Annotated in this window: 16 protein-coding genes and 1 tRNA gene; 5 read left to right on the forward strand and 12 right to left on the reverse strand. The window is 45.9% G+C overall.

The window, feature by feature from the left end:
- Positions 1-7: 7 nt before the first annotated feature.
- The 10 genes from ESB13_RS07290 to ESB13_RS07335 all read right to left on the reverse strand — a co-directional run bounded on the left by ESB13_RS07290 (position 8) and on the right by ESB13_RS07335 (position 16,995).
- Positions 8-1,318, reverse strand: coding sequence for an alpha-L-fucosidase (locus tag ESB13_RS07290; protein WP_129002348.1), 1,311 nt, complete (start codon positions 1,316-1,318; stop codon positions 8-10).
- Between the two features lie 16 nt (positions 1,319-1,334).
- Positions 1,335-2,585: an SGNH/GDSL hydrolase family protein gene (locus ESB13_RS07295; protein ID WP_129002349.1), complete on the reverse strand. Its 1,251-nt coding sequence runs from the start codon at positions 2,583-2,585 to the stop codon at positions 1,335-1,337.
- A gap of 21 nt (positions 2,586-2,606) precedes the next feature.
- Positions 2,607-3,866 carry a glycoside hydrolase family 88 protein gene (locus ESB13_RS07300; protein ID WP_129002350.1) on the reverse strand — a complete coding sequence of 420 codons (1,260 nt, stop codon included), beginning with the start codon at positions 3,864-3,866 and terminating at the stop codon, positions 2,607-2,609.
- Between the two features lie 8 nt (positions 3,867-3,874).
- Positions 3,875-5,140: a DUF2264 domain-containing protein gene (locus ESB13_RS07305; protein WP_129002351.1), complete on the reverse strand. Its 1,266-nt coding sequence runs from the start codon at positions 5,138-5,140 to the stop codon at positions 3,875-3,877.
- A gap of 23 nt (positions 5,141-5,163) precedes the next feature.
- Complete coding sequence (locus ESB13_RS07310; protein WP_129002352.1) at positions 5,164-6,918, reverse strand: RagB/SusD family nutrient uptake outer membrane protein; 1,755 nt, start codon at positions 6,916-6,918, stop codon at positions 5,164-5,166.
- Between the two features lie 17 nt (positions 6,919-6,935).
- Positions 6,936-10,409 (reverse strand): TonB-dependent receptor, encoded by a 3,474-nt coding sequence (locus ESB13_RS07315; RefSeq protein WP_164974122.1) that lies wholly within the window; start codon positions 10,407-10,409, stop codon positions 6,936-6,938.
- A gap of 247 nt (positions 10,410-10,656) precedes the next feature.
- A complete protein-coding gene (locus ESB13_RS07320; protein ID WP_129002354.1) occupies positions 10,657-11,721 on the reverse strand; it encodes a FecR family protein in 1,065 nt (354 codons plus the stop codon).
- Positions 11,722-11,804: 83 nt separating this feature from the next.
- Entirely contained in the window at positions 11,805-12,407 is a 603-nt protein-coding gene (locus ESB13_RS07325; RefSeq protein ID WP_129002355.1) for an RNA polymerase sigma factor, read from the reverse strand.
- Between the two features lie 195 nt (positions 12,408-12,602).
- Positions 12,603-14,948, reverse strand: a complete 2,346-nt coding sequence (locus tag ESB13_RS07330; RefSeq protein WP_164974123.1) for a glycoside hydrolase family 31 protein — start codon at positions 14,946-14,948, stop codon at positions 12,603-12,605.
- A 139-nt stretch (positions 14,949-15,087) separates the two neighbouring features.
- On the reverse strand, positions 15,088-16,995 hold the full coding sequence (locus ESB13_RS07335) for a right-handed parallel beta-helix repeat-containing protein (protein ID WP_164974124.1): 1,908 nt from the start codon (positions 16,993-16,995) through the stop codon (positions 15,088-15,090).
- 238 nt (positions 16,996-17,233) lie between these two features.
- Between ESB13_RS07335 and ESB13_RS07340 the strand changes: the two genes are divergently transcribed.
- The 3 genes from ESB13_RS07340 to ESB13_RS07350 are packed head-to-tail and all read left to right on the forward strand — an operon-like array spanning position 17,234 to position 20,752.
- A complete protein-coding gene (locus tag ESB13_RS07340) occupies positions 17,234-18,154 on the forward strand; it encodes an alpha/beta hydrolase (protein ID WP_164974125.1) in 921 nt (306 codons plus the stop codon).
- 9 nt (positions 18,155-18,163) lie between these two features.
- Positions 18,164-19,654 carry an alpha-L-fucosidase gene (locus ESB13_RS07345; RefSeq protein ID WP_129002359.1) on the forward strand — a complete coding sequence of 497 codons (1,491 nt, stop codon included), beginning with the start codon at positions 18,164-18,166 and terminating at the stop codon, positions 19,652-19,654.
- The gene (locus ESB13_RS07350; protein WP_220399564.1) at positions 19,655-20,752 is read left to right on the forward strand and encodes an alginate lyase family protein; all 1,098 of its coding nucleotides are present in this window, start codon (positions 19,655-19,657) and stop codon (positions 20,750-20,752) included.
- Between the two features lie 281 nt (positions 20,753-21,033).
- Here ESB13_RS07350 and ESB13_RS07355 read toward each other — a convergent pair.
- Both ESB13_RS07355 and ESB13_RS07360 read right to left on the reverse strand, forming a co-directional pair.
- A tRNA-Lys gene (locus ESB13_RS07355) sits at positions 21,034-21,106 on the reverse strand.
- A 225-nt stretch (positions 21,107-21,331) separates the two neighbouring features.
- A complete protein-coding gene (locus ESB13_RS07360; protein ID WP_129002360.1) occupies positions 21,332-22,975 on the reverse strand; it encodes a PepSY-associated TM helix domain-containing protein in 1,644 nt (547 codons plus the stop codon).
- Between the two features lie 347 nt (positions 22,976-23,322).
- Here ESB13_RS07360 and ESB13_RS07365 point away from each other — a divergent pair, with 347 nt between their 5' ends.
- Together ESB13_RS07365 and ESB13_RS07370 are read left to right on the forward strand one after the other, a co-directional pair.
- A complete protein-coding gene (locus ESB13_RS07365) occupies positions 23,323-24,129 on the forward strand; it encodes an SDR family oxidoreductase (protein ID WP_129002361.1) in 807 nt (268 codons plus the stop codon).
- Between the two features lie 22 nt (positions 24,130-24,151).
- Complete coding sequence (locus ESB13_RS07370) at positions 24,152-24,976, forward strand: SAM hydrolase/SAM-dependent halogenase family protein (protein ID WP_129002362.1); 825 nt, start codon at positions 24,152-24,154, stop codon at positions 24,974-24,976.
- The last annotated feature ends 2 nt before the right edge of the window (positions 24,977-24,978 follow it).

Genomic DNA, 24,978 nt, shown 5'->3' on the forward strand with positions numbered 1-24,978 from the left:
GCGTTAATCAGAAATCCAGCTGAATAATGAGATCCATTTCATTGACCGGTATATGATCCAGCTCTATCAGTACCCCATCTGCCTGTTGCATAAATTTAACCGGGCGTCCATCGCCATAAACAAATGCTTTGCGAACAGGCCGGTTCACCCCTTTCACGAAAACAGAGTGGTTGCCCGTTTCCAGAATATGGATATACAATTGCCGGTCTTTGGCAGTAACTGTTCCCCACTGCTGCTGCGGCGTTACCCGTCCCCGGGTACCGTAAATGGTTACGCCGTTCTTTTTCATCCAGGCGCCAATCCGGGCGAGCGTGTCGGTAAATTCAGGCTGAATCTGGCCGCCAGGCATAGGGCCAATATTGAGTAAAAAATTAGCATCAGCCCCCGCAGCGTTCACCAGGTAATGGATCAGCATTTTTACAGATTTATAGGAGGTATCGGTTAAATTGAAGCCCCACGATTTATTCATCGTCTCACAGGTTTCCATGGGTAATACTGATGCCTGCGCTCCACCAAAGCCTGAAGTATTGGCGCCCGGCAAATCTTTTTCAAACATCTGGAAATCTTCGCCCGGCAGCGGCGCCAGGTGGTGATTATTGCCCACCAGGCACTGCGGCTGCAACTGGTGAATGAGGTCGTAAATCTCACGCATATGCCAATCTATACGAACCTGGCGCGTGTCTTTCGGATATTGGTCCCAATAACCATCAAACCAGATACCGTCAACCTGTCCGTAAAGCGTTAACAGTTCGGTAAGCTGGTTTTTCATAAAAGAAATGTACTCATTCCAATTGCCCCGCACAATACGGCCCGTGCCCTTACCAGTGTTTCCAGTCCAGTACGAATAGTCGTCACGCCGCCAGTCTAATAACGAGTAATAAAAAAATAATTTTATCCCCTGCCTATGGCATTCATCCGCCACCTGTTTAACCACATCTTTTTTATAAGGCGTATGCGTTATATTAAAGTCGGAATACCTGGTAGGCCACAAGCTAAACCCGTCGTGATGCCGGGTAACGAGCGTAATATATTTCATACCGGCGCTTTTAGCGGCAGCTACGTAACGGGCAGCATCAAAGCCTGCCGGATTAAAAGCCTCCTGCAAACGAGTATAATTTTTTACGGTGATGTTTTTTTCATGCATCACCCATTCGCCGGCACCGGGTATGCTGAACAATCCCCAGTGAATAAACATACCAAAACGCATATCGCTGAACACCTTGCGGCTGGCCAGATTCTCCGCAGTTGGCGTGTAAGTTTGCGCATGCGCCGCTTTACAACAAATGATAGCCCCTATAACAATAAGTATCTTTTTCATATACAGGTAACAGTGTTTACAGCTTTTTTCCAATAATCATCACGTTGCCAATGTAAATACGGGAAGGCTGATAAGATTCAATACCATAAACCGACGAGTGACCATTAATGAGCTTTGCTTTGTCAATTACACCGTCATCCTTTTTAATAATTACAGTATGTACTGCATCTGTCAACGGCCCTACCAGGTAAAAACTGCGGCGATAAAACCAGCAGTAACTATCAAAACGGCTACGGACTACCGGTTTGCCGCCATCCACACTAACAACAACCGCACCCGTAGCGGATGGACCTAATATATCCCCAATACCCATATAGGTGCCTTTAAAGGTAATAGTGATGCTGTCTTTGGTATCAACAGCATACATCAGGTTAGGATATGCTTTTAAATATTGTTGTAATTCCTTTTCAGCTGTTACTGTTTTCCATCCCGGTGTTCTCTGAACCTCGCCAGGTTGAACAATAGCCGTTTTTTCAAAATTGGCCGGGTAAAGCGGCCTGGGAAATGCCGTCGTTTGAGGATCGAGGTTTATGTTTTTGAAAGCAGCTATGATCGTGTTGGTATAAATGGTGTGCCCTGCTGTTGCCGGATGAGTGCCATCGTTAGTAAAAACTATTTTCCTGCCGTAATCTTTACCTGCCTCGCCGTGAAAAACCAACTCATCTTTATTCAGCAGCTTTACCACATCGTGCTGTAAGTTAATAGAAGGCAATTTATAGTGAACTGCTATCCGTTCCATCAACCGTACCGATCTGGGTAAACGGCCGTGCTGCAGGTCTTTCAGCATAGGCTCATAAATGGTATACAACAGGCAGATATCGGTTTTTTTATTATTTCGTTTAATCTGCCTTATAATGCCCTCAATGGCATTACAAACCATTAATGAGTCGCCTTCAGCATCATTTACGGCAAACTCTATGAATACCAGATCGGGCCGGTGTTGCAATATTTCCGGCCCTACCCTGAAAGCCCCTAGTGCCGAACCGGTGCCCCCCACTCCCGCGTTAATAGCGGTGATATTAGAATGAGGATAATTTTCTTTAAAATATTGCTCTGTTTGTACACGGTAACCTGCTGCCTCGGTTATACTCCCGCCCAAATAACCGATTGTTACAGGCTGGTGCCGTTCCAGTTTTTGAAAGAAATGGGGCAAGCCATTTCTGGCTTGCAACACCATGAATGTATCAGCACCAACCTGGCTGCAGGCATGTTTCCCCCCAAACACTGCTAACAGTGAGGCCAGCCCGTAAAAGAGTTTAATTTTCATTGGTAAATCTAAAGTGATGAATTACTGTAACACTACAGGCTCTTTGTTTACTAAACGCTGGTATCTAAGCAAAGCCTCGAGAAAATAATAATCCGCATAAATGAGCGGTACATCTATTTCTCCATTATGTGGAATGCTGCCAACGCTATGTTTTAACACCTGAAAGCCATTGGTGCCAGGTTTAGCCCGGTAAACATCTGTACTTAGGCTGCTCAGAATAGATACTGCCATTTCAAATAATTTCTTCTGGTTTTTTCCTGAAGCGTAAGTGCTCAATTCAAGCAGTGCTGAACTGGTGATGGCAGCCGCAGATACATCACGCGGGATCTCCTTAAACTTAGCAGGCTGATAATACCATTTCGGCTGGTAACCTGGCTCCCCTGCATTAAAATCCCAATAGGGAATATGATCTTCAGGGAGATTGCTATGCTTCATATAAAAGTCGGCCATTCTGAGAGCGGCATCCAGAAATTTTTTATTACCTGTTTCACGATAGGTCATGGTGTAGCCGTAGAGCCCCCAGGCCTGCCCGCGCGCCCAGGCCGAATTATCAGAAAAGCCCTGTGCCGTTTCTTTGCTCAACACCTCGCCGGTTTTTGGATCATAATTGACAACATGATATGAACTGAAGTCAGGCCGGTAATGATGTTGGAGCGTAGTTTCAGCATGTGTAACCGCTATGTTGCGGTAAGTGCTGTCGCCGGTAGCTTTTGATGCAAAAAACAGTAATTCCAGATTCATCATATTATCAATAATAACCGGGTAGTGATACGTATGCTGCCCATCCCAGGAATGGAATATTTCCCATGATTTAATGGCTTTGACTTTCGGATTAAACCGGGTAAGCAACGATTTTGCACTTTGTACCAGGATGTTTTTATAGGCTGGATTTTTGGTGATGCGATATGCATTACCATAGCTGGTATACATCATAAAACCAATATCATGATGCGCCGTGTTATACTGGTTTTTTTCTAAAGATTCCGTCCATTTAATCGCCTCAGCCTTCCATTTATCTTTTTTGGTATACTCATAAACGTTCCAAAGGCAGCCTGGCCAAAAGCCGCCGGTCCAGTCTTTTATATTGGTATAACTTGGCCTGCCGCTGCCATCGGCACTCCGGGGATATTTGGTTAGGTCGGTAGAAACAGCCAGTAGTTTGGAGTACTGCTGTTCGGCCAGTTCAAAATCGCCGGCTATGGTATTTTTGTCAAGCCCGGAAAAGCCTGTGATAAGCAGTGCCAGTGCTACTGCAGGTATTAACAAGGTTACTTTTTTCATACTATTTTTTAATAATGTGCTGCGTGATCATTTAATACTGGTTTACCGGCCCATACTTTTTGTGCTGTCCATTCGGCTGGCGGGCTAACCCAGAAAGCATCATCAGCGGGCAGGCCAAGTGCCAGGAAACCCTCTGTACAGATATACAAACTACCGGTAGATGTGTAAGGATCTGCGACCATGCGCTGGCTGCCACATATACCTATCTGAAGCCAGCCTTTACTATCAAAATTGTCTTTGTTGCTGAACATACGTTTCATTACTGCGGTAATGGCGCAACGCACCTGGGCGGGCGAAAGCGCTTCCGGCAGCTTATGTTCCAATGCCAGTTGCGATAAGGGCTGAAAGGCCGCGGTGCGGTAAGTCATGGAGCGGCCAATAACAGGATAGGTACCCTCAGGTGATATCATGCGCTCCAGCAACACGCCGTACCGCTGCATACGCTTCAGGGCTTGTTCATACTCCTCGCGGCGTATCATGCTCCGTTCTGCATTGATGCGCAAAACATCGGCTAACATGGAATGAATGACGTAGCTGTTGTAGTAATCCATTGCAAAATCGGGCCCATCGGCATACCATCCGTCTCCTTTGTACCATTCCTGCATTTTTCTTACACCAACCAGTACGCGCAAGGGCTCGTGCTCGTGGCGAACATAAAGCAGAAAAGTTTCTACCATGGCCGCAAACAGCAGCCAGTTGTTGTAAGCAGGAGTAATGCGCCGCAATTGTTTCAGTTCATTAATAAAACGTTCTTTCGTTTCCTTATTCAACGGCTCCCACAAACGTTCCGGCGCGCGCAAAATGCCCTGGCAGAGATGAGCAGCATCTACCAGGGGCTGCGGCAGCTGGCGAAAGTTAAGATAATCAGGCGCGTTGGGATCAACCGCATTGGCCATGCCCTGCAGGTAATACCCGTGCAGTATTTTGCGCACATTGCCTTCTGCGGTACCATCGTCAGGCAGGCCAAGCCACGGCGCCGCGCCGCAAACGGTACGGCCGAAAGCTTCCAGGTAGCTCACTTTCTCTGCTACTGTGTTATAATCACCAGGTTTTTCAAGCGGCATATTTGCCTTCAGCCTGTTTTTGCTGAGGTTCTCTAAAACCGGGGTGATTATTTTTTCCAGCAGGCCTGCCCAGTAAGCCCTGTCGTTCCCTTCAATTATAGGGCCGACGGGCCGGGCGATAGTATTTTCGTACGCAAAACCCTTCACCTGCGGTAGCAATATACCTGCTCCGCCAACCGGTAGTGTTTTTAAAAATATTCTTCTTTGCATCTGATAATTTGTGGTCTGTCGTGTTAGTTTATCCAACCAAAGTTTTGCTCAAGCGACGGGTTCATTACAATGTCACTTAACGGAATAGGCCAGGTATAAATGTAATCGGCTTTAAATGAGTAACTGGCTACATTTCCACCCCAGACCTGCTTGCGGCCGTTGCCTGTAAAAAAGACATTATCTTTCCAGGCGCCCCAACGCAACTCGTCAAAATAAGTAACACCCTCTATCGGAAATTCTACCCTGCGCTCATTGCGTATTCTGATGCGCATATCATCCTTGCCTGTTACGGTTGTTGCGGCATTTGAATTAAGCAAAGCCACCCCTGCTCTCCCACGCACCTGGTTAACCAGATCAATGGCATCGTTGGTAAGGCCTTGTTCGTTCAGGGCCTCAGCCCACATTAAAAGCACATCGGCATAACGGATAAGCGGTGCATCGACCGGCGCATAATCACGGCTGATGATTTCAGATGTTCCGGTGGCCACAAACTTTCTGTACATATAATAAAAAAAGTTTTGGGTATCGGTTTGGAAATCGCCGTTTACAAGCGCCTGGGCACGGTAAGGCCATCGCAGGTACGATGTAGTGGGCGTAGTAGTATTGCTGTAAGCTCCGTCGAACGCAGCATAAGGTGTAATTACGGTGGCCTGCAGGCGTGGATCGCGGTTTACATAAGCCTGCTTAATGCGGGCCTCGTTACCATTGGGCAAATACAGGCTCATTTCCGCGCCGCGGTTTTTAGCTGCCGTGATTTCTCCGGCTGTTAGATTATCCCTTAGAAAATAAACCTCTCTTTTTGCCGGAGTGAGACTCGTATATCCGGGGAGCACAGCATCCCAGTTAAATCTGGAACCGTCTCTGTTTTCGTACAGATCCACCAGGTTGGGCGATGGCATAAAATAATTCCAGGCAAAGCCCTGGGCCGAACGGCTTGCCACAAAAACCTGAAACGAACCGCCGGCGTTGGGCTGACTAATATTCTGAATAGAAAATATCATTTCAGAACATCTTTCGTTGGCAGTAGTAAACAAAGTAGAATAATCGTTAAACAACGCGTATCCGGCTTTCTTTACTTCATTAAAATCGGCGGCTGCCAGATCCCATTTTTTCAGATACATATATGCCTTCCCGCGAAGCGCATAGGCTGCCCCTTTTGTTACATGGCCGTAATCTGCATTTCCGGACGCATAAATTGCCGGCAGGTTTGCTTCATTGATGCAATCTGTTAAGTCGGTAATTACCTGGTTCCATACCTGAGCTTCGGTAGAACGGGCTTTTGTGGCTTGTGCTGGTGTGAAAGGCTCCAGATAAATAGGAACGCCCTTATATAGTTGATTCAGTCGTGAGTAGAAATACGCCCTGAGGAACTTGCATTCGGCGATATAGCGTGCTTTTTTGGCTGCCGGAGAAGGTGATTTTTCCGGAATGTTCTTTATCGCATCATTAGCGCGCTGAATACCTTCGTAAAAGTTTTTCCAGAAGGTAGAAAACACGCCGTCGCCGGCAGTAATGGTACCGTTAAGCAGCGGTTCATCAAACCGGCTTTGAGTGGTAGAACTAAACCTGTCTAACGCATATATTTCAAAATAAAAACCATTACTGCTATTGCCCATTCCCAGTCTTAACCCATTGTAAACACCCGCCACTCCCAGATCAGTTAAATTATCTGATGTCCACATGGTGGCAGAAGAAACAGCAGAATAGGGGGTTCTATCAAGATAATTCTTTTGGCACGCGGTTAAAAGCAATGCACAAAAAATAAATATTTTTCCCATAATATTTTATTAAAGAATCAAAATGTAACGTTTAAGCCTAAAGTGAATTGCCGCATGGTTGGATATCCCAGACTGGGGCCTATTTCAGGATCAAGTCCCGGATATTTGGTAATAGTTAGCAGGTTTTCGCCGCCGGCAAAAATCCTGATATTGCTTAACCCCACCTTTTTTAATTGACTGGCCGATACCGTATAGCCAATCTGGAGGTTTTTTAGTTTAAGATAAGAGGCATTGTACAAAAAGAAATCGCTGGCATATGTATTCTGCGGGTCAGTCACCTTTAACCTCGGGAACTTGCCGTTAATATTATTGGCAGGATCGGCAGGATTGGCTTCGTTATAGTAATACCTGCTATCTGCTACCAAAGAAGGTACAGCCTTGCCCAACCCTACGATGGATTGATTTAAGTAAAGCGCATTCCAGTAATAAAACATGCCCAGGCTGCCTGCCCATATCATAGACATATCAAACCCCTTGTATGATAAGTTGGCGCTTAAGCCATAGTTCCATTTGGGATTAGCCGATTTACCGGTATAGTATTGGTCGCCGGCGTTACCATATATGCCATCCCCTTTTCTATCGGCATAAATTAAATCGCCATACCATATTTTGGTTTTATCAACACCGCCCGACGGTTGAAAAGTATAGCCCGCCGCTACCATCTTTTTCAACCATTCAAGGTCCTGCGGCGTTCGTATCATTCCATCTTTGGGGCCGCCATCTTTGTTAACCGTACCATCAGATTTGTTATAGCTTCCATCGCCTTTATATACCTGGAACAGGAAAATTGAATTGATGGGGTATCCTTTGGTAATTTGACTCGGCCCGTTAGTGACTGTACCGGAATATTGTATAACAGAATTGGTATTATAAGCAATATTGCCTTTAACATTATATCTTAAAGCACCGGCCCTTACATTATAGCTTAACGTAAGTTCAACACCCTTTTTTAACACGCCGGCGAGGTTTAAGGTAGGCGCTGCACTGGTACCTGCAATATTCGGTATTTGTGGTACGGCCAGAATATCTTCCGTTTTGCCGCGGTACACATCAATTTCAAAAGAAAGCGCATCTCTCAGCAGGGTTCCATCCAGGCCAAGGTTGATGGTGGTAGTGGTTTCCCAAAGCAATCCCGGATTAGGGAATTTGGTTTGCACCAAACCATTTCCCAGCTGGCCGTTAAATGAATAAGGCACCGAATTATAAGTTGCCTGGTAATCGTAATTTCCCTGCGAAGCATTGTTGCCCGTTCTACCCCAAGATCCCCTGATCTTCAGATTACTCACATACCTGTTAATGCCTTTCATGAAACGCTCAGAGGAAATTTTGTAGCCGCCGGAAAAGGAAGGAAATAATCCCCAACGGTTCTTCGACGAAAACCTGGAAGATCCATCATTACGCACTACGGCCTGAAAAAGATAGCGATCTTTAAATGTATAATTCAACTGGCCGAAATAAGAACGCATGGCGTAATCATTTTCGTCACCTGTTGCGCCAATTAGGGTAGTTCCGGCATTTAGGGTGGTTAAGCTTGGATCCAGAAGTCCCTGTTTCGTAGCATTAAAACTATAGGTATTAAAATATTGCTGATTGTAGCCCGCTAATGTACTTATACTGTGGTGTCCCGCCACTACGGTTTGATAGCGCAATACCGCATCCAGAATAACGTTGTAGCTTTTTGCAAAAGAGTAAAGCGTTGTTAGCTGACCTGGGGCAACCGGCGCAGTACCCACAATGCCGGTTGCAAAATTTACTTTGGAATAAGGCTGCGTATATAAACGTCCCTCCGTACTTGAATTATCGTAATGCGCTTTTGTTTCGAAGGTTAAACCTTTAACAATATTGAGGTTGGCAAAAACCGTAGTATTAATACGCGACAACCTGTTTGCTCCTCCCTGGCTATACAACCACGAAAGCGGGTTATTGGCCGTAGCCGATTCTTCTGCGGCAGCAGGGAAACCATAGTTGCCATTATAATATGGGTAAATACCCGGAACACTCGATGTGAGGTATGCGAACGCGGTGGGCAGGTCATTCACGCCAAACTTCTGAACATCGCCGAAAGTTTGCGTTCCTACAGTAAGAATCTTTGCAATTTTTGTTTGCAGGTTCACACGCAGGCCGTAGCGATTGGCGCCTGTATTTACAATGGTGCCAGGGTTTTTAAGGTATTGTAAGGATAGCAGATATTGCGAGTTTTCATTCCCGCCGTTCAATGCAAGGTTATGGTTTTGCATAGGTGTGGTTACGCTAAATAATTCTTTTCCCCAATTGGTATTGGGATAGGCAATATGGTTAGGCACCCCGTTAGCATTCAAGTCATCCGGGTTGGCAGCGGCATTACGCCATAAATCCATGGTAGCTTCTGTATACACCCTGGCCTGTCCTATATTGGTGTAGCCTTCGTTAACCAATTGCATAGCCCGCACATAATCTGATACAAATTCAGGGACGTTATTGGGCTTTGATCTTGAAATGAGCGTACTGTAACGTACCGTCGTTTTATTTCTGGTACCTTTTTTTGTAGTAATTAAAATAACCCCGTTCGACGCAAGAGAACCGTAAATAGCAGCCGTTGCGGCATCTTTTAAAACCGAAATACTCTCCACGTCATTTGGGTTTACGGCATCCATTGAGCCCACAATACCATCTATTACCACCAGCGGCGCGGTGTTATTGGTAGTACCCAGGCCACGAATGTTAATGCTCGCACCATCATAACCCGGCCTGCCGGTACTTTGGCGCACATAAACACCTGATGCCAGGCCCGCTAATGCTGTTGACAGGTTTGTAACCGGCCGGTTCTCTAACTCCCGCCCATCAACCGTGGCCACCGCCCCAATTACATTTACACGCTTTTGAACACTGTAGCCCACTACAATTACATCGTTCAGGTTTCCTAATGATTGCTTCAAATTCACATTGATTAAAGCAGTCTTTCCAACTGTCACCTCCAGATTTTCGTAGCCCACAAAACTAAAAACCAACTCTGTACCTTCTTTAGGTACGCTTAATGTATACGTACCGTTGAGATTGGTGGTTACGGCTATAGCGGTGCCCTTTATTTTTATAGTCACGCCGGCCAGCGGATCACCTGTTCTTTCATCTGCCACCTTGCCCGAAATTTTTATGGGTGCAGGTAGTTCGAATGGCGCCGCAACGGCTTTTGATACCGCCGCACTAATGGCCACCACATCGCCGGAGGCATCGAACGTCAGTTGTAAAGGTGTAAGTATCTGACTCAAGGCTTCGGATAGCGGCCTGTTTTGCACATAAACGGAAACCGTCTTTTTAACATCTATCAGTTGATCGCCGTATACGAAATTAACGTGGTACTCATCCTGGAATAATTTAAGCACCGCGCCCAACTCCATCCCTGATACGTTGATAGAAATTTCCTTATTAAGGATAGCCTGCGCTTTCCCGTCGTAAGCCATGGCATGACCAAGAAGCGTGAAAATTATGGTTAACTGTAAAAACGTAATTCTCATAATTTTTAGCAGTAAGTATTTATATTTCATAATTTTGGCAAGAGTTATTACTGGTTTAATAATTCAACAAAAAGCCCTTCACGCGTCCTTGCAAAAGGTTGTGTTAAATGATTACGAAGCATTTATGGGCTTTAAAAACCAATCGGCGGTACGGCAAATACCGTCGATTTTCTTTTTATTTACTGCTATGTAATTTTTCTTTTCATATGGCGTGTTTAATAATTGTAGTGTTAAAGTGGATGAGTAATCAGTTTTTCCGGATAGTTATTTCGTGATTGTTAAAACTGCAGGTGGCGCCAACCGCTTTGCAAAGCAATTTCACTTTTTCGTCTAAAGGCAGGTCAGACAATGATGCCGTAACGGTTAATTGATCGAACTGCCTGCTGTTATAAGTAATCTTTACATGGTAAGCAGCCTCCAGCTTCTCAATCACCTCGGGAATGGTAGCCTTATTAAATGAAAACTCCTTTTGGGCCGTTTCTTTTGCCAGAAGCATAGTTGCGATAACGGTATCTTTCACCAACGCAACCTGTTCTCTTTCCAACACAACCTGCTGATGCGGCAACACCAGTACGCTGCGTTGTTCTGCCTTTGCTGCAGGTTGCTTTGTAAAAACCATCACCTTACCGGTGTTGACCACTACCTTAAAGCTTTTCTCTTTGGCAAAAGCCCTTACTCTAAAGCTGGTTCCCAGCACTTTGGTGACCATATCACCACTGTGCACTAAAAAAGGCTTTGCGGCATTTTCATGCACCTCAAAAAAAGCTTCGCCTTCAAGAAATACTTCGCGGGTGCTGTCTAAAAAAGCATTGGGATACCTTAAAGACGAATTGGGCTGAAGTACCGCCACGCTACCATCGGTCATACGAATCACGCGGCTTTGGCCCGATTTGTTGGTAAACGCTATCCATTGCAACGCAGCAGCTTTTGAGGTGAATTTTGGCTGATTATATTGTGTATAAAATAATAAAGCGCCTGCTGATACCACAAACAGTACCACTGCTACTTTTAACCAGTTCATAAACAATGGGCGTACAGGTCTGCGTTCTTCTGTTTCGTGGCGGTAACCGTACTCTTTTACAAATGTCATTACATCGTGTACGTCGGCATCAGTAACAGGTGGAGAAACAGGTTTTATACTGATGGCCAGCAATATTCTGCGGGCCTGATCTACATGAACCTTCCTACCGGGAAAATCCGCTAGCCATTGTTCCCAAAAATCGTTTTCAACCGGGGTTGGGTGTAACACCCAGGCTATAAAAAAATCGTCCTGTAAAAAATCTTCTGCGTTGAAGTTTTTGTAGTCGTCCATGAAGCGTATAATTGGTTCTTGTAATGATAGAGGCTACTATCATCAAAAAATACCCTTCAAAATCAAAAAAGATAATTATATTTTTATCTAATTGATAGGCAAGCAATAAACACCAGCAAAAGCACCGTCCACTCACACCGGAAACTTTTATAGGCCTTTTGCAACAGGTTATTAACGGATTGTTTGCAGATATTCATGGTTTCTGATATCTGGTTGAGATCGAGGTTTTCAAAAAAGCGCAGATACATCACCTCCTGCTGACGCGGGGGGAGACCGTTTAAGATAGTCCGGATTTTTAAGCTCAGTTCCGCCAAGTCGGCATCCGCTATCAGCTTGGATTCAATAGTAAACTCAATCGAAAACCGGTGCCGGTTTTCTTCCAGTTCCTCGTTGGCCTTCCACAAAGCACTATCGTTAATAATGCGAAGCCGAACGCATTTAAATAAATATGCTTTAACGGCCTGTACCGGATTCATACGGTCGCGCTTACGCCATAGGTCAAGAAAAACCTCCTGCACACAGTCTTTAGCCAGGTGCTTATCCTCACAAATGCGGTAACCATATGAAATTAAATGTTTGGAATACCGCCCCATTAAAATATTATAAGCATCCTGATTGCCGGCAAGATACAAATTCCATATTTCAGGATCTGTTTTTGAAGACAGTTCAATGGCAGTGGCAATCATATATAACTCGGTAACCAGTATTAAATTATACCCTTACAACAATAAAGGTACAATTTAATACCTTCCGCGTTATTTGACAAGTTTAACAAAAAATATTAGTTCTTTGAACCAAACATAAAACGACTTTCAGCTTACCTGTTTTTTTATCACATTACCTTAAAAAACCGGCGTACTGCCGCCGGCCGTAATGAGCATTTAGTAAGTTACCTTTATTTGATAACTACGGTGCACGTCGGCATCGACCTCACATGCTAATACACCACGGCTCACGTTGTACTTCCACCCTTGTAACATTTTTCCGTTTACAACCACAGCGCGTGGCCTTACCGGATGATAAAATTCCAACTGATAAGTCCGGCGCCCGCGCATCCCCTGGTAGGCGCCGGCAACCGCGGCCATTGTAAAGTCGATAGATTTGCCTTGCTGATTACAGCTGAACCGGGTGCTGGCAATAGCTCCTGTTTCATAAGCATGGGTTTCACCATCGTCTTCCAGTAACGTAAAATTACTTCTGCCATGCGGATATATCTTAAGCATAAGGGTATCAGGCGGTAGCGTATCAATGAACTGCGTCTTAGGCTGGTAGGGAATAATGGCCCCTGCTTTAATAAAAAGCGGACCGCCCGCGTACTCAGGCCACTTACACGATACCTGCTGGTTGCCTGTATATGTTTTATTAGTCCAGAAATCAATCCAGGTTCCCTCCGGCAGATCAATAGTATCCGTGAAAGCTGCGATTAAGAAATTTTCGCCAAACAGGTATTGCTTTTGGGCATTGGCCAGCTTTTCGTTATGAGGGTATATTAACGGCATGGGGCGTGCCATGGGCATCCCGTTTTGGGCAGCCAGCAGCGCATACGAATAAATGTAGGGATTCAACTGGTAGCGCAATTGATCGTAAAAGCGGAAAGCGGCTTTATCCTTTTCGCTAAAATAAAATGGATACACTGTATAAGCCCAGCTATTCAACTGTACCCATGGCAGAAAAAAACCCATGTGCATACCAGGAATCAGCGGGTCCACTTCGTCCAGCACATCGCATGAGATATTGCTGTTACCACTCATGCCCAGGTTAAACAGATCTACCATTGTGGCTGCCGTGCCGCCATTATCGCCCAGCGTGCAAGCGCCGTAATGCTGTACACCTGCATAACCGCCGCAATAATGCTGAAAACTGCGCTTACCCGTATGTTTCAGTAAAGTTTGCTGCAGGTTTTTTAACAGCAAAGTCTGGTTAAGCATGTGCATCTCATCATCACCGCGCCCATTGTAATAAGCTCTTTCAGGATGCTGATCAAGCGTTCGGGCCGGGTCGAGCTTAAAGCCGCTGACACCCTGGTCTACGAACTTCGTAAGGTGGTTAAACCAATGCTCCTTACCCGAGGGCAGCTTATGTTCACTAACCTTCAGCCGGTCTTCCTCTTCAATAGAAAAATCATGGTCGACACACATCCAAAGCGCCACTTTATAACCCATGTTATTCAGCCGGCGAATAAACAACGCCCTGCGGTTATTCGTCCACGGTAACTGGGCTACAAACTTGTCTTTATTCCAGTCTTTACCAGTGCTAAAATCATAATACTTAGCCATCCACTGCGGCTCAAGCCAGTAAATATCGCAGGGGATCTGTTCCTGGCGGAAACGGTAGGCATTGTCAAGCACATTAAACTGGTTTTCCATATTATTACTACCAAAGGCCAAACCGTAGGCCCAGCGTGGCAATACGTAGCTTTTGCCGGTGAAGTTGGTGTACTGATTCAGCAAATCCTGCATATTATTACCTGCAAATAAAAAATAGTCGGCCTGTTGCTGATTGGGCTCATAAACATACATTTTATCATTGTTAAACCGGCCTACATCAAAAAAGTGCAGGCGGGTGGTATTGTAAAACAACCCCCAGCCTTTGGTAGACATAATATAAGGTATCGGCGATTCAGAATGCTGATACTGCACCCACATACGGATGGCGTGCCCCCGGTGCTGTATTCCCTCCCTGCTGGCATTACCTAAGCCGTAAAACCGTTCGCCTTTTTTAAGGCTAATACTCAATACTATATTATCATCGTTTTTTACAATGGAGGTAACGGCTTGCTTTGAAGCGCTGTCGCCTATAATACCTGTGCTCATTAGCGTATGGCCAAAGTGTTTTGTCAACGATTCGTCCAGGCCCCGTGAAAGCTCATTCTTTTGCACCGTTGTCCGGATGGTATCGACCAGATTATCGGTTTCGTTTTTACGTTTTAAAAGAACAGAACCATCAGCAAGGACCATTCTAACAATCACACTTGCCGTTTCAATAATCAATTGACCATTATCCGTGTATTTTTGATAAGCAACCGGCGGCCATTGGGTTTTGATCACGCCATACCGCTCCATGAGCGATTCATTGTCTTTTTCGGTTTTACTGACTCTTATCCGGATTAACGACGGGGTATAAACATCAATAGTGACGTAGTTACCATTTTGTAACTTAACACGTTCGGCAGCATAGGTAACCTGCGCAACAAATGCCAGCAAAAACAATGGAACAAATGCTTTCATGTCGGCGAAATCTATTTGATGAATAATATAATGCGCAAAAAAAGCGCTCTTTATTGAAAACCGGCGGTAATCAGTTATGCTAAAAAAAACGGGACGGCTCCCGTTTTGTGGGAGCCGTCCCATTAACCTGAGTCATCTTTTAAGGATTCTTAATCAGCACCGCTGAACCAAACGGAGGAAGGGTAACTTTGGTCAGATATTTGCCCAACCTTATATCAAAACAATTGCTGTTCAGTTCAATAATCTTCATCGCTTTATCCGGGTTATACACCAGCATAAGGCTATCTGCACCTGTAATTAACTGCTCAGCGGAAGCCGTATCATTGCCCGATGCCTTGCGCCATTGACACAAGGTAAAGCTGGCTTTATCGCGGCCTTTCATTACAGCAACATAATCGGGCTTGTTCTGTAACCCACAGTAGTAGTTCCCATCGGCAGCTATCAGTTTATCCGGATTTTCGTTAAATGATTTAAGCACCATCACTTCCTGCGCTGCTGTTTGGGCTACCAGCAGGTTGCCTTTCATATTATTATTGCTCATGGCGCAACCGGCGCAGGTAATATCTTCCTGCTCTGCTACCAGTTGGCTGGTGTTATTGAATACGGTGTTATTCTTTAATACAATACCGCTGGCATTATGAATAAAGATGCCCGCCGAACCGCAATTGGCTACCGTATTATTTACAATTTCCACATTGGCGGTGTTATCATCCATATAAATACCGTTCGCCAGCCGGCCTGCCGGCCAGGAGGTACCAAAGGGCGCGCCCGATCCGTTGAGCACCAGGTTTCCTTCCACCTTTCGTTGTACAAATGCCCGGTTGCCAGCGCCTGTGTACATGTATATGCCGCCGGCGTCGTCTTTAACCAATGCAAAATGGTTAATCAGGTTATTTTTCACCAGCAATGAATCGCCATCCACCCGCAACGGTACATAACCGGTACTGTCAATGGTGTTTCCCATCACCAGGTTGCCTCTTCCCACTACGGTTACGCCATTATAACTATTATTGCCGCTACGGCCCATTCCGGGCAACATGGCGGTGTTCAAAACCCTGTTATCAGTAAATCTTGCGTTGGCGCAAAAAATACCAACGGCGTTATTGTTGGTATAGGCAAACAGGTTGTGACTTATCTCCACATTTACCGCCCCTGCTGCCACCAGTGCATCCATACCCGAAAAACGGATCTCGCAATGATTGATGGTTATGTTTTTACCGCCTGCTATATCCATAGCGCGGTGGGCGGCGCCCTGCAAACACAGGTTGGTTAACGTAATATCAGATTGATCCTTTACCGATATAAGCACCGGCGTTACAGCCACCTGTGCAGCAACTGGCTTTTCCTCTCCGGAATACATGTACAGTTGTTTTTGCTTTGGATCGTAAAACCACTCGCCATAACGATCCAACGCAGCTAAATGGTTTTGGATAAAGTAGCCAAAACCGTCTGACAGTTTTTCTTTTGACGAAGGTACAAAGCTGAGGGTGTTACCCTGTTGTGCGGTGATGACATCATGATCAATGATCCAGCGGGTTACACGCAAAACAACTTCGCCTCCGGTCCAGTCAGGACCGGAGGCGAACCTGTCGTCATGAATTTGCGAATGACCATTATGCGCTTGAAATGTGAGGTAGCCACCATAGGGTGCATCAGCGTTCGGATAACGCCCCATAGCATATGGCCGGTCGTTCATCACTACCATATTAACACCAGATTCACCTGCGGCGCAGGAAGCCTGCCAAACGCCGTTACCCGCATGTTTCCAGTTTTTCAGTTGCGTAAACCCACTGATGACAGGCTTGCTGCCTTTGCCATAAGCGCCAAATACCAGGCCCGAACAGGTAACGGCAATACTGCCTTCAAAAACATCATTACGACACAAAAGCACTGTATCGCCAGGCAGAAGGCCCACCATCATTGCATGCAGCTTATCCAGGCTTTTCCACGGTGTGCGCGGGTTTTGTGCCAGTGCCGGTGAGCGCGTATCATCCCCCGTTTTACTTGAAAAATAGTACGTGCGCGCTGCTGTTTGTGCTGTAAACAAACACAGAATTAACAATAGGCAAATAAAACATTTCATGGCATCACTGATTCATGAATAAAGTTAAAACAGAGTATTGCTCTCAAAATAACAGCATTCGAGAGATAACGTTGTATTGATACACAAAATATCATAACGGGACGGCTCCCGCTGTATGGGAGCGGTCCCGTTATAACAAATGCGATACCTGCATTCACCGCGGGTCACAGGATGCCCTATTTTAGTAATCTATACACGGAGCATGAAATATACACTGATGAGTTTTGCGCTATTAGCAGGCGCCTTAGGATACGCAAAAGCACAAACAGAACTGCCTTTATACCCCAACGGACAAATACCCAACTCCCTGCCGTGCACATTAACTGAGGGGGTGCGGGATATTGGACAGGGTAATCTGTTTACCTATAATACAACACAGCCTGCTATTACCGCCTACCTGCCGGCGCAACCCGCACAAACGCATGCCGCTGTTATCATTCTGCCCGGCGGCGGCTACGCCGGCGTGTCTGTAACAGCCGAGGGCAGCAAAGTGGCCGCAGCGTTTAACCAGCTGGGGATTGCCGCCTTCGTCGTAAAATACCGGATGCCCAGCAGCCAAAGCATGGCCGACAAGCGCACAGGTGCGCTTCAGGATGCACAGCAAGCCCTCAGCATCGTACGTAAAAATGCCGTACACTGGAAAATAGATCCTGATAAAGTGGGCGTAGCAGGCTTTTCTGCAGGCGGGCACCTGGCCGCAATATTATCAACCCGCTACCGCGATCATTATATTCACACAACAGATAGCACCGGCAACCTGCGACCAGATTTTACCATATTAGTTTATCCTGTTATTAGCATGGACGACAGCGTTACGCATGCCGGTTCAAAAAGCAACCTGCTCGGAAAGAACCCGTCTGCTGATGACGTGAAAATGTTTTCGGCCAATGTTCAGGCAGATCCGCAAACACCACCAGCATTGCTCATCCACTCAGGTGACGACACTGTCGTTGACCCCGAAAACAGCATCCTTTATTACCAGGCGCTGCGCAAACACGGCGTAAGCGCGCAACTCATCATCTATCCCAAAGGGGGGCATGGCTACGGGCTGGATAATCCTACCACACCGGACCGATGGATGGATCGCTGCCGCGATTGGATGCTGAGCCGTAAGTTACTATAACAACTATTTATGAAAATTAACATCAAATCAATGTATACAAACAATAGCGTCGTGGCAGCTATCTGTTGCCTGCTATCATTTTGCCGGTTAAGTGCATCGGCTCAAAATAAAACCATGCGGCAGCAATGGCAACATATGCATAGCGCTAAAAAGGAAGCGCTTACAGCGTTTCAGAACGATCGCTTTGGCATGTTCATTCACTGGGGCTTATATGCCATACCAGGCGGTATCTGGAAAGGAAAAAAAATGGAAGAAATGGGCGTACCCAATGTAGCTGAATGGATACAGCTCGTAGCCCGTATTCCAAGGCAGGAATACGCCGATCTTGCAAACAAATTCAATCCCACCCGGTTCAATGCCGATACAATAGTCCTTATGGCTAAACATGCAGGCATGAAATACATTGTGATTACAGCCAAGCACCACGAAGGCTTTGCCATGTATCGCTCTACAGCATCCGGCTTTAACATAGCGGATGCCACTCCCTTTAAGCGCGATGCCGTAACAGAGTTATACCAGGCCTGCAAAAGACACGGACTGGCATTCGGCCTTTACTACTCACATAATATAGACTGGGCCGATGGCGCCGACGCGCAGTACCAGGAAACCAAAGCCATCAATGATAAAAAAGGACTGCCCACCGACTCATTTGGCGCCAACCTTTGGGACCCCGGCAAAAACAGTTTCCAGCAGTACCTGGATAAAAAAGCCATTCCGCAGGTAAAAGAATTACTGGCCAAATACCCGGACCTGAAATGCATCTGGTTTGATATGCCCGGTTTAATGACACCTGCGCAAAGCTTCCGTTTTTATAAAACCGTTTATCAGCAGCAACCCCAAATTATCATCACCCAGCGTATTGGCAACAACATGGGCGATTACGATATTCCAGGCGACAACAAAATTCCAGATCAGGCAGCGGAATTTGCACTACCCTGGGAAACCGTAGGCACACTCAATAACTCATGGGGTTATAAAAGTTATGACAACGACTGGAAATCGCCCGGCGAATTACTGTATTGGCTGGTAGAAATAGTGAGCAAAGGCGGTAATTATATGCTCAATATCGGCCCCGCGGCCGATGGATCTGTTCCCGCGCAGGCAGCAGCCAATTTAAAAGCAGTAGGGCAATGGATGCAGGTAAACAGCGAGGCAATTTACAATACCCGTAGATATTCCATAACCCATGAAGGTCCATCCAACTTACGTATGGATAATACAGAGCAACGCCAGAAAGAGGGATTTACCTTGTCCATTACCCCGGAAGATTTTTGGTTCACCCAAAAAAATAAGACAGTGTACGCCATAGCACTGAAAGCACCGGAGAACAGACAGGTAACAGTGAAAACCCTTTCAATAAAAAACCGTACAATCACACGGGTTGAATTGCTTGGCAACGGCCCGTTACCATTTACGCAGCATGATAACGGCCTGCATTTTATCTTGCCTGAAGGGCCGGATTATACGCATGGCTTCGTCATTAAAACAACAGGGAGGTAAATGATGCATTTCAGATCTAAACATCCCTACATAACAACAGCACTACTGTTAAACGCTATATTCGCTTTGGCTTACCCGCATCCGGGCGGCATGCACCCGCAAAAGCAGATCGATTTTGTTAAAGAACAAATCAAAAGCAACAATAAAAGATACACTGATGCCTTCCATGCATTATTGGTATATGCCGATTCCGCTTTGCTGAAAGAACAACATGCCCTGACCGATTTCAGTATCCCGGGATTTTATGTGAATCCCAACTTGCACCGCAAAAACAAGCAGGGGCTTGAAGCCGATGCGTTTTATGCCTATGCCTGCGCCCTAGCCTGGCAATTAAGCGGCAAGGCAATTTATGCCGACCGCGCGCTTTACTTCCTGAACGCCTGGGGCAGCATCAACCAAACCTACTCTGAAGCAGATGGCCCACTGGTGCTTAGCTATTCGGGCAGCGGCCTGCTGATGGCAGCCGAATTAATGCGTAATTATAACAACTGGAAGCAGGAAGATAAAGACCAGTTTGCCACCTGGGTTAAAAACGTTTATCGCAAAGCCGGCAATGAAATACGTCGCCGGCCTAATAACTGGGCAGACTGGGGCCGGTTTGCTTCGGTACTGGCCAGCTACTATCTGGACGACGAAAAGGACATGGCCATGAACCTGAAACTGATTAAAGCCGACTTATTTGATAAAATTGCCGGAGACGGGCACCTGACAGAGGAAGTAAAACGAGAGAGCAACGGCATTTGGTACACCTATTTTTCGCTGGCGCCCATAACCGCCGCTGCCTGGGTGCTATATAACGCTACCCATGAGAATCTTTTCCAACTGGAGAAAGACGGTAGAAGTATTAAAAAGGCGCTTGATTACTTACTTCTTTACCAGCAGCAGCCCGCCGACTGGCCCTGGTTTAAAAATCCGCGCATTGGGCAAGCCAAAGATCCCAATGGGTTCTGGCCGGCCAACCTGATAGAGGCCATGCTGCCGGTGTATAATAGTGCGGCCTATGATATTTTTTTGGCGCCCCATAGGCCCATTATTTACAATAAACATCACTTTGCCTGGGTTTTTCCAACGTTGATGCCTGTTATGTTCACTCATTAATCATCTTTTCAATACACTCCTGAATATCCACAACCGGGCCGGTTACAGGCAAGAATAAGAGACAGAAACATTCGCCTTCAAAGCAACACTTGTAACAGTGCGAATATTCACGCAAGATTGTTTCGACAAGGCGATAAGTATGTATATAGATACATCATCACGACCTACAAAATGCAGTTGATTATGGCTACAACAAGTTTTCAACTTGATCCAAAAATCAACCTCTTGTCGTAAGAATAGGTAAGCATAAAAAAAGACCACATTGCTGTGATCTTTTTTTGTGATTCCGCTGGGACTCGAACCCAGGGCCCATACATTAAAAGTGTATTGCTCTACCAACTGAGCTACGAAATCATTCCCGCTTACTTTTTCACCTGCTTTTAGGCTGATGTATTTCGTTATTGGGAGTGCAAAAATAGGAGAAAATTGAAACTCACCAAATTTTTTTGCCTTTTTATTTATTCTTCTTTCTTGATCAAGCAGTTAGCTTGCGATAGTTTCTTTTGACCTCCCTCCTATTCCATAGTTTCTGTGGCTTGTTGGTTGTCGTTTATTTACATCGCTGTTTAACGTGCCCTTTTAAAATACTTTCATGCCGGTATTTAATAACAACAAATAGACAGCTACGTATACCAGCAGGAATGCCAATGATATTGCAAAGTATCTTACAACAGACCTGCTTCCTTTTTTAAACGGCGATAGGATCACTACGTTGATCGCATAAACAGGCAGGGCTACAGCAAAGTTCATTATTACAATGAAGGTGGTAAATGTTACTGCAAAGATAGCTGGCTGTATAATGACGCCGGAGAAAAGTCCGTATAAGGCGCCCATTACGAAGCCAATAACAACGAACCATACCGCATACTTAAAGCCTGCTTTGAGGTTGCTATAAAAGCATTGCCAGGCAGCAGAGATTGTACGGCGCCGCTTTTTAAATACAAGTACTTCAGGGTATTCATCGATGTCTTCCAATATGTCGAGACTGGTTTCGGTTGCTGTATCAGTGGGCAGCAGTTGTTGATGACGATTGGCGGCTGATGTTGCAAGATCGTAGTTAGCGCTTGCGGCCTTTTTGCGGCGCTGGCGCTTTTGTTTGCGATAGCGGGGCAACCAGATGATGAAGCCGGTAACAAACAATGCCAGGGGCATTAAACCTGCAAGCAATGCCAATATACGGGTGGGCAAACCTCCGAATGTGCCAAAATGGATGGGGGTAACCCAGCTTAAATAGCCATAACCGGAATTGGGGAAGTCTTTACGACTGTTTAGCAAAACTTTGCCAGTGTACTGATCGAGGATGATCATTTCGCGCCTGCCGCTTTTGGGTAAGCCGGCACCAACGACATCGAGCCTGTAATTGCCGGTGCTATCTTCCGGCAATGCAATGCCCGCCACCCGCAGGTAAGGCATTTGCTTTTTTGCTTCTGCTACTATATCGTGTGGTGTGAGCGGTTTTGCGCCTGTTGTATAAGTAGATTTAGCACCCAGCAGTGCAGCCACGCCCTGCGGAGATCGTCCGTCGAGGATGAAGATCATGGCTATTACCAGGGGGGAGAACGTGATACATATTCCGGTGAGTGATATTAATGCGATCACGGGTGAAGAATAAAAGCCCAGGACGTTGTGCCAGTCGTAGTTCTGGCGTTTGAACCCTGCGCTGAATTTCACTGTGAGCACTGATTTTAGTTGTTTCCATTTCTGCGGGATCCACAGGCGCAGGCCACTGATGGTTAGCATAAGCAGGCAAAGTGTTGACAGGCCTACGATGTATCTTCCAGCTACGGGTACGAGCAGGCTGCGATGGATATCGGTTACTATATGTATGAAAGCGCTTTCATAGATACGTTTGCCTGAGAGCTGTGCGGTATATGGATCGATGAAGAACTCTTCTTTGGTTTTTAAATTAAAAAAGCGGTAAGCCAGATTGGGATCGCCTTTGGTATCGGATAACATGACGTAATTGAACTTTAGCTGCGGATATTTCTGCCTGACAACAGGTACGATATCCGCCAGCTCTATGCGTTGCTGCTGCTCCATTACGTGGAACTTGCCGGGATTGAGGGCATGGTCTATTTCGTCCTGGAAGACGAGGATGCTGCCGGTAAGTCCTGTTACGACCACAATAAGTCCGGCTACGATCCCAAGGTAAACGTGCCATTTGCCAAACCATCGTTGCTGGTGCCGCGCCCATTGCAATTTTATACGCTGAAAAAATTTCATATCAAATCTATCATTATTATATTCAAAGCAGCTGACAGGATAGGCGTATTCCCGGAAGGGATGCTTTTTCCGGGAGCCGGCTATTAGTTTTGTTAAAAAAGCAGAGACAGGCTGGTTTACCCGGGATGAACGTTGTAGTCATTTACCAGGGGGCAGTCAGCCGGAATTTGCAGCAAGTTCGTCTTTAGATGGCCTCCTGGTTTACGGAAAGAGGAATGTTCATTTGTAAAAAGCGTAATTTTTCCGGCTTTAAAACGGGGATAGGGAAAAATAGTGCTGTCCTTTTTTTCTCTACTGTTTTTACGGTCGGGGGAAGTGTTTACTTTTGCCGTAATAAGCTGACAATTATGTACTCATTAAAGAATAAGGTAGCGGTAGTTACAGGAGGATCTGAAGGTATAGGAAGGGCATTGGTGGATGTATTGTTACAATACGGCGCCAGGGTGGCTACCTGCGGCCGGAATTATGACAAGCTCTATGAGCTGCAAAAACGCCATTCGGGCAAGCCCCTGATGATTCATACTGCAGATGTTAGTAATGAGCAGGACTGTCAGCATTTCATCAGCCAGGTGATAAAAACCTACGGCACTATCGATGTATTGATCAACAATGCGGGTATTTCTATGAGGGCGCAGGTAATGGATACCGAGCTGGAAACCCTCCGCCGGGTAATGGATATCAATTTCTGGGGAACGGTTTGCTGTACCAAGTTCGCCCTCCCTTATATTATAAAAAACAAAGGTACCATTGTAGGCATGTCTTCTGTGGCGGGTTACCGTGGCTTACCGGGCCGCAGTGGTTACTCGGCTTCTAAATTTGCTGTGAATGGCTGGCTGGAATCGCTGAGGACCGAGTTGCTCGACAGTGGGGTAAATGTAATGTGGGTATGCCCCGGCTTCACGACTTCGAACATACGGAACGCAGCGCTCAACAAAGACGCGCTTCCTACCGGTGAATCGAAAATGGATGAAGGCAAACTTATGACGGCAGAAGAATGCGCCACTTATATCATGAAGGCCATTGAAAAACGCAAAAGGACTATGGTATTAACCAGCACTGGTAAACAAACGGTGTTCATCAACCGCTTTTTCCCGTCGCTCGCCGACAAGCTGGTAAGAAAATTCTATTACAAAAACGGCAATCTGGTAAAATAACGGCTGCCTACGGCTTTTCCTGATGCCCATAGTAACACTTACAACGGATATAGGCCAGAATGACTACATTATTGGCGCCATTAAGGGGCAGTTATTAACTGCTAACCCGGCATTCAATATTGTGGATATTACTCATAGCCTCTCTCCTTTCAATTATTTACAGGCGGCTTATATCTGCAGTAATGCTTACAAATACTATCCGGCAGGTACGTTTCACGTGCTGCTGATCAATTTATTCGACGCACCGCCGCGGCGCCTGCTGCTGGCTGAACATAATAAACAGTGGATTGCCTGTCCCGATAACGGCATTCTTACCCTGGTCACCGGCAGTAAACCTGCTTCAATGGTATCGGTTCCTATTCCACAAACCGACAGCCTGGGTGTATTGCAATGTACGCAGCCGCTGGTGAATGCACTGGCACCTTTAAGCCAGGGGCGTCCGCTGGAGCAGGTTGGAGAAACAGGGGTTACCATCGATGAAAGGTATCCGCTCAGGGCCACGTATGGGAATAACTGGATGGAAGGCCAGATCATTTTCATCGATAATTTCGAAAATGTGGTGGTGAATATCACCAGGGATGAATTTGAGGCCCAGCGTAATGGCCGTTCTTTTAAGATTGTGTTCACCCGCAATGAAATGATAGATACGCTGGCTCAGAACTATTCTTCGGTAGCCCCCGGTGAAAAGATGGCCTGGTTCAATTCGGCGGGTTATCTTGAAATAGCCATCAACAAAGGAAATATGGCCGGGTTATTTGGTTTACAGGGCTTCTCTGAAACTTCGCAGCAGGCAGCCGCTTTACACAATAAATGGTTTTACCAGACTGTTCGCATTTTCTTCGAATAAAT

This window comes from Filimonas effusa, from assembly GCF_004118675.1.
GTDB classification, from domain to species: Bacteria; Bacteroidota; Bacteroidia; order Chitinophagales; family Chitinophagaceae; genus Filimonas; species Filimonas effusa.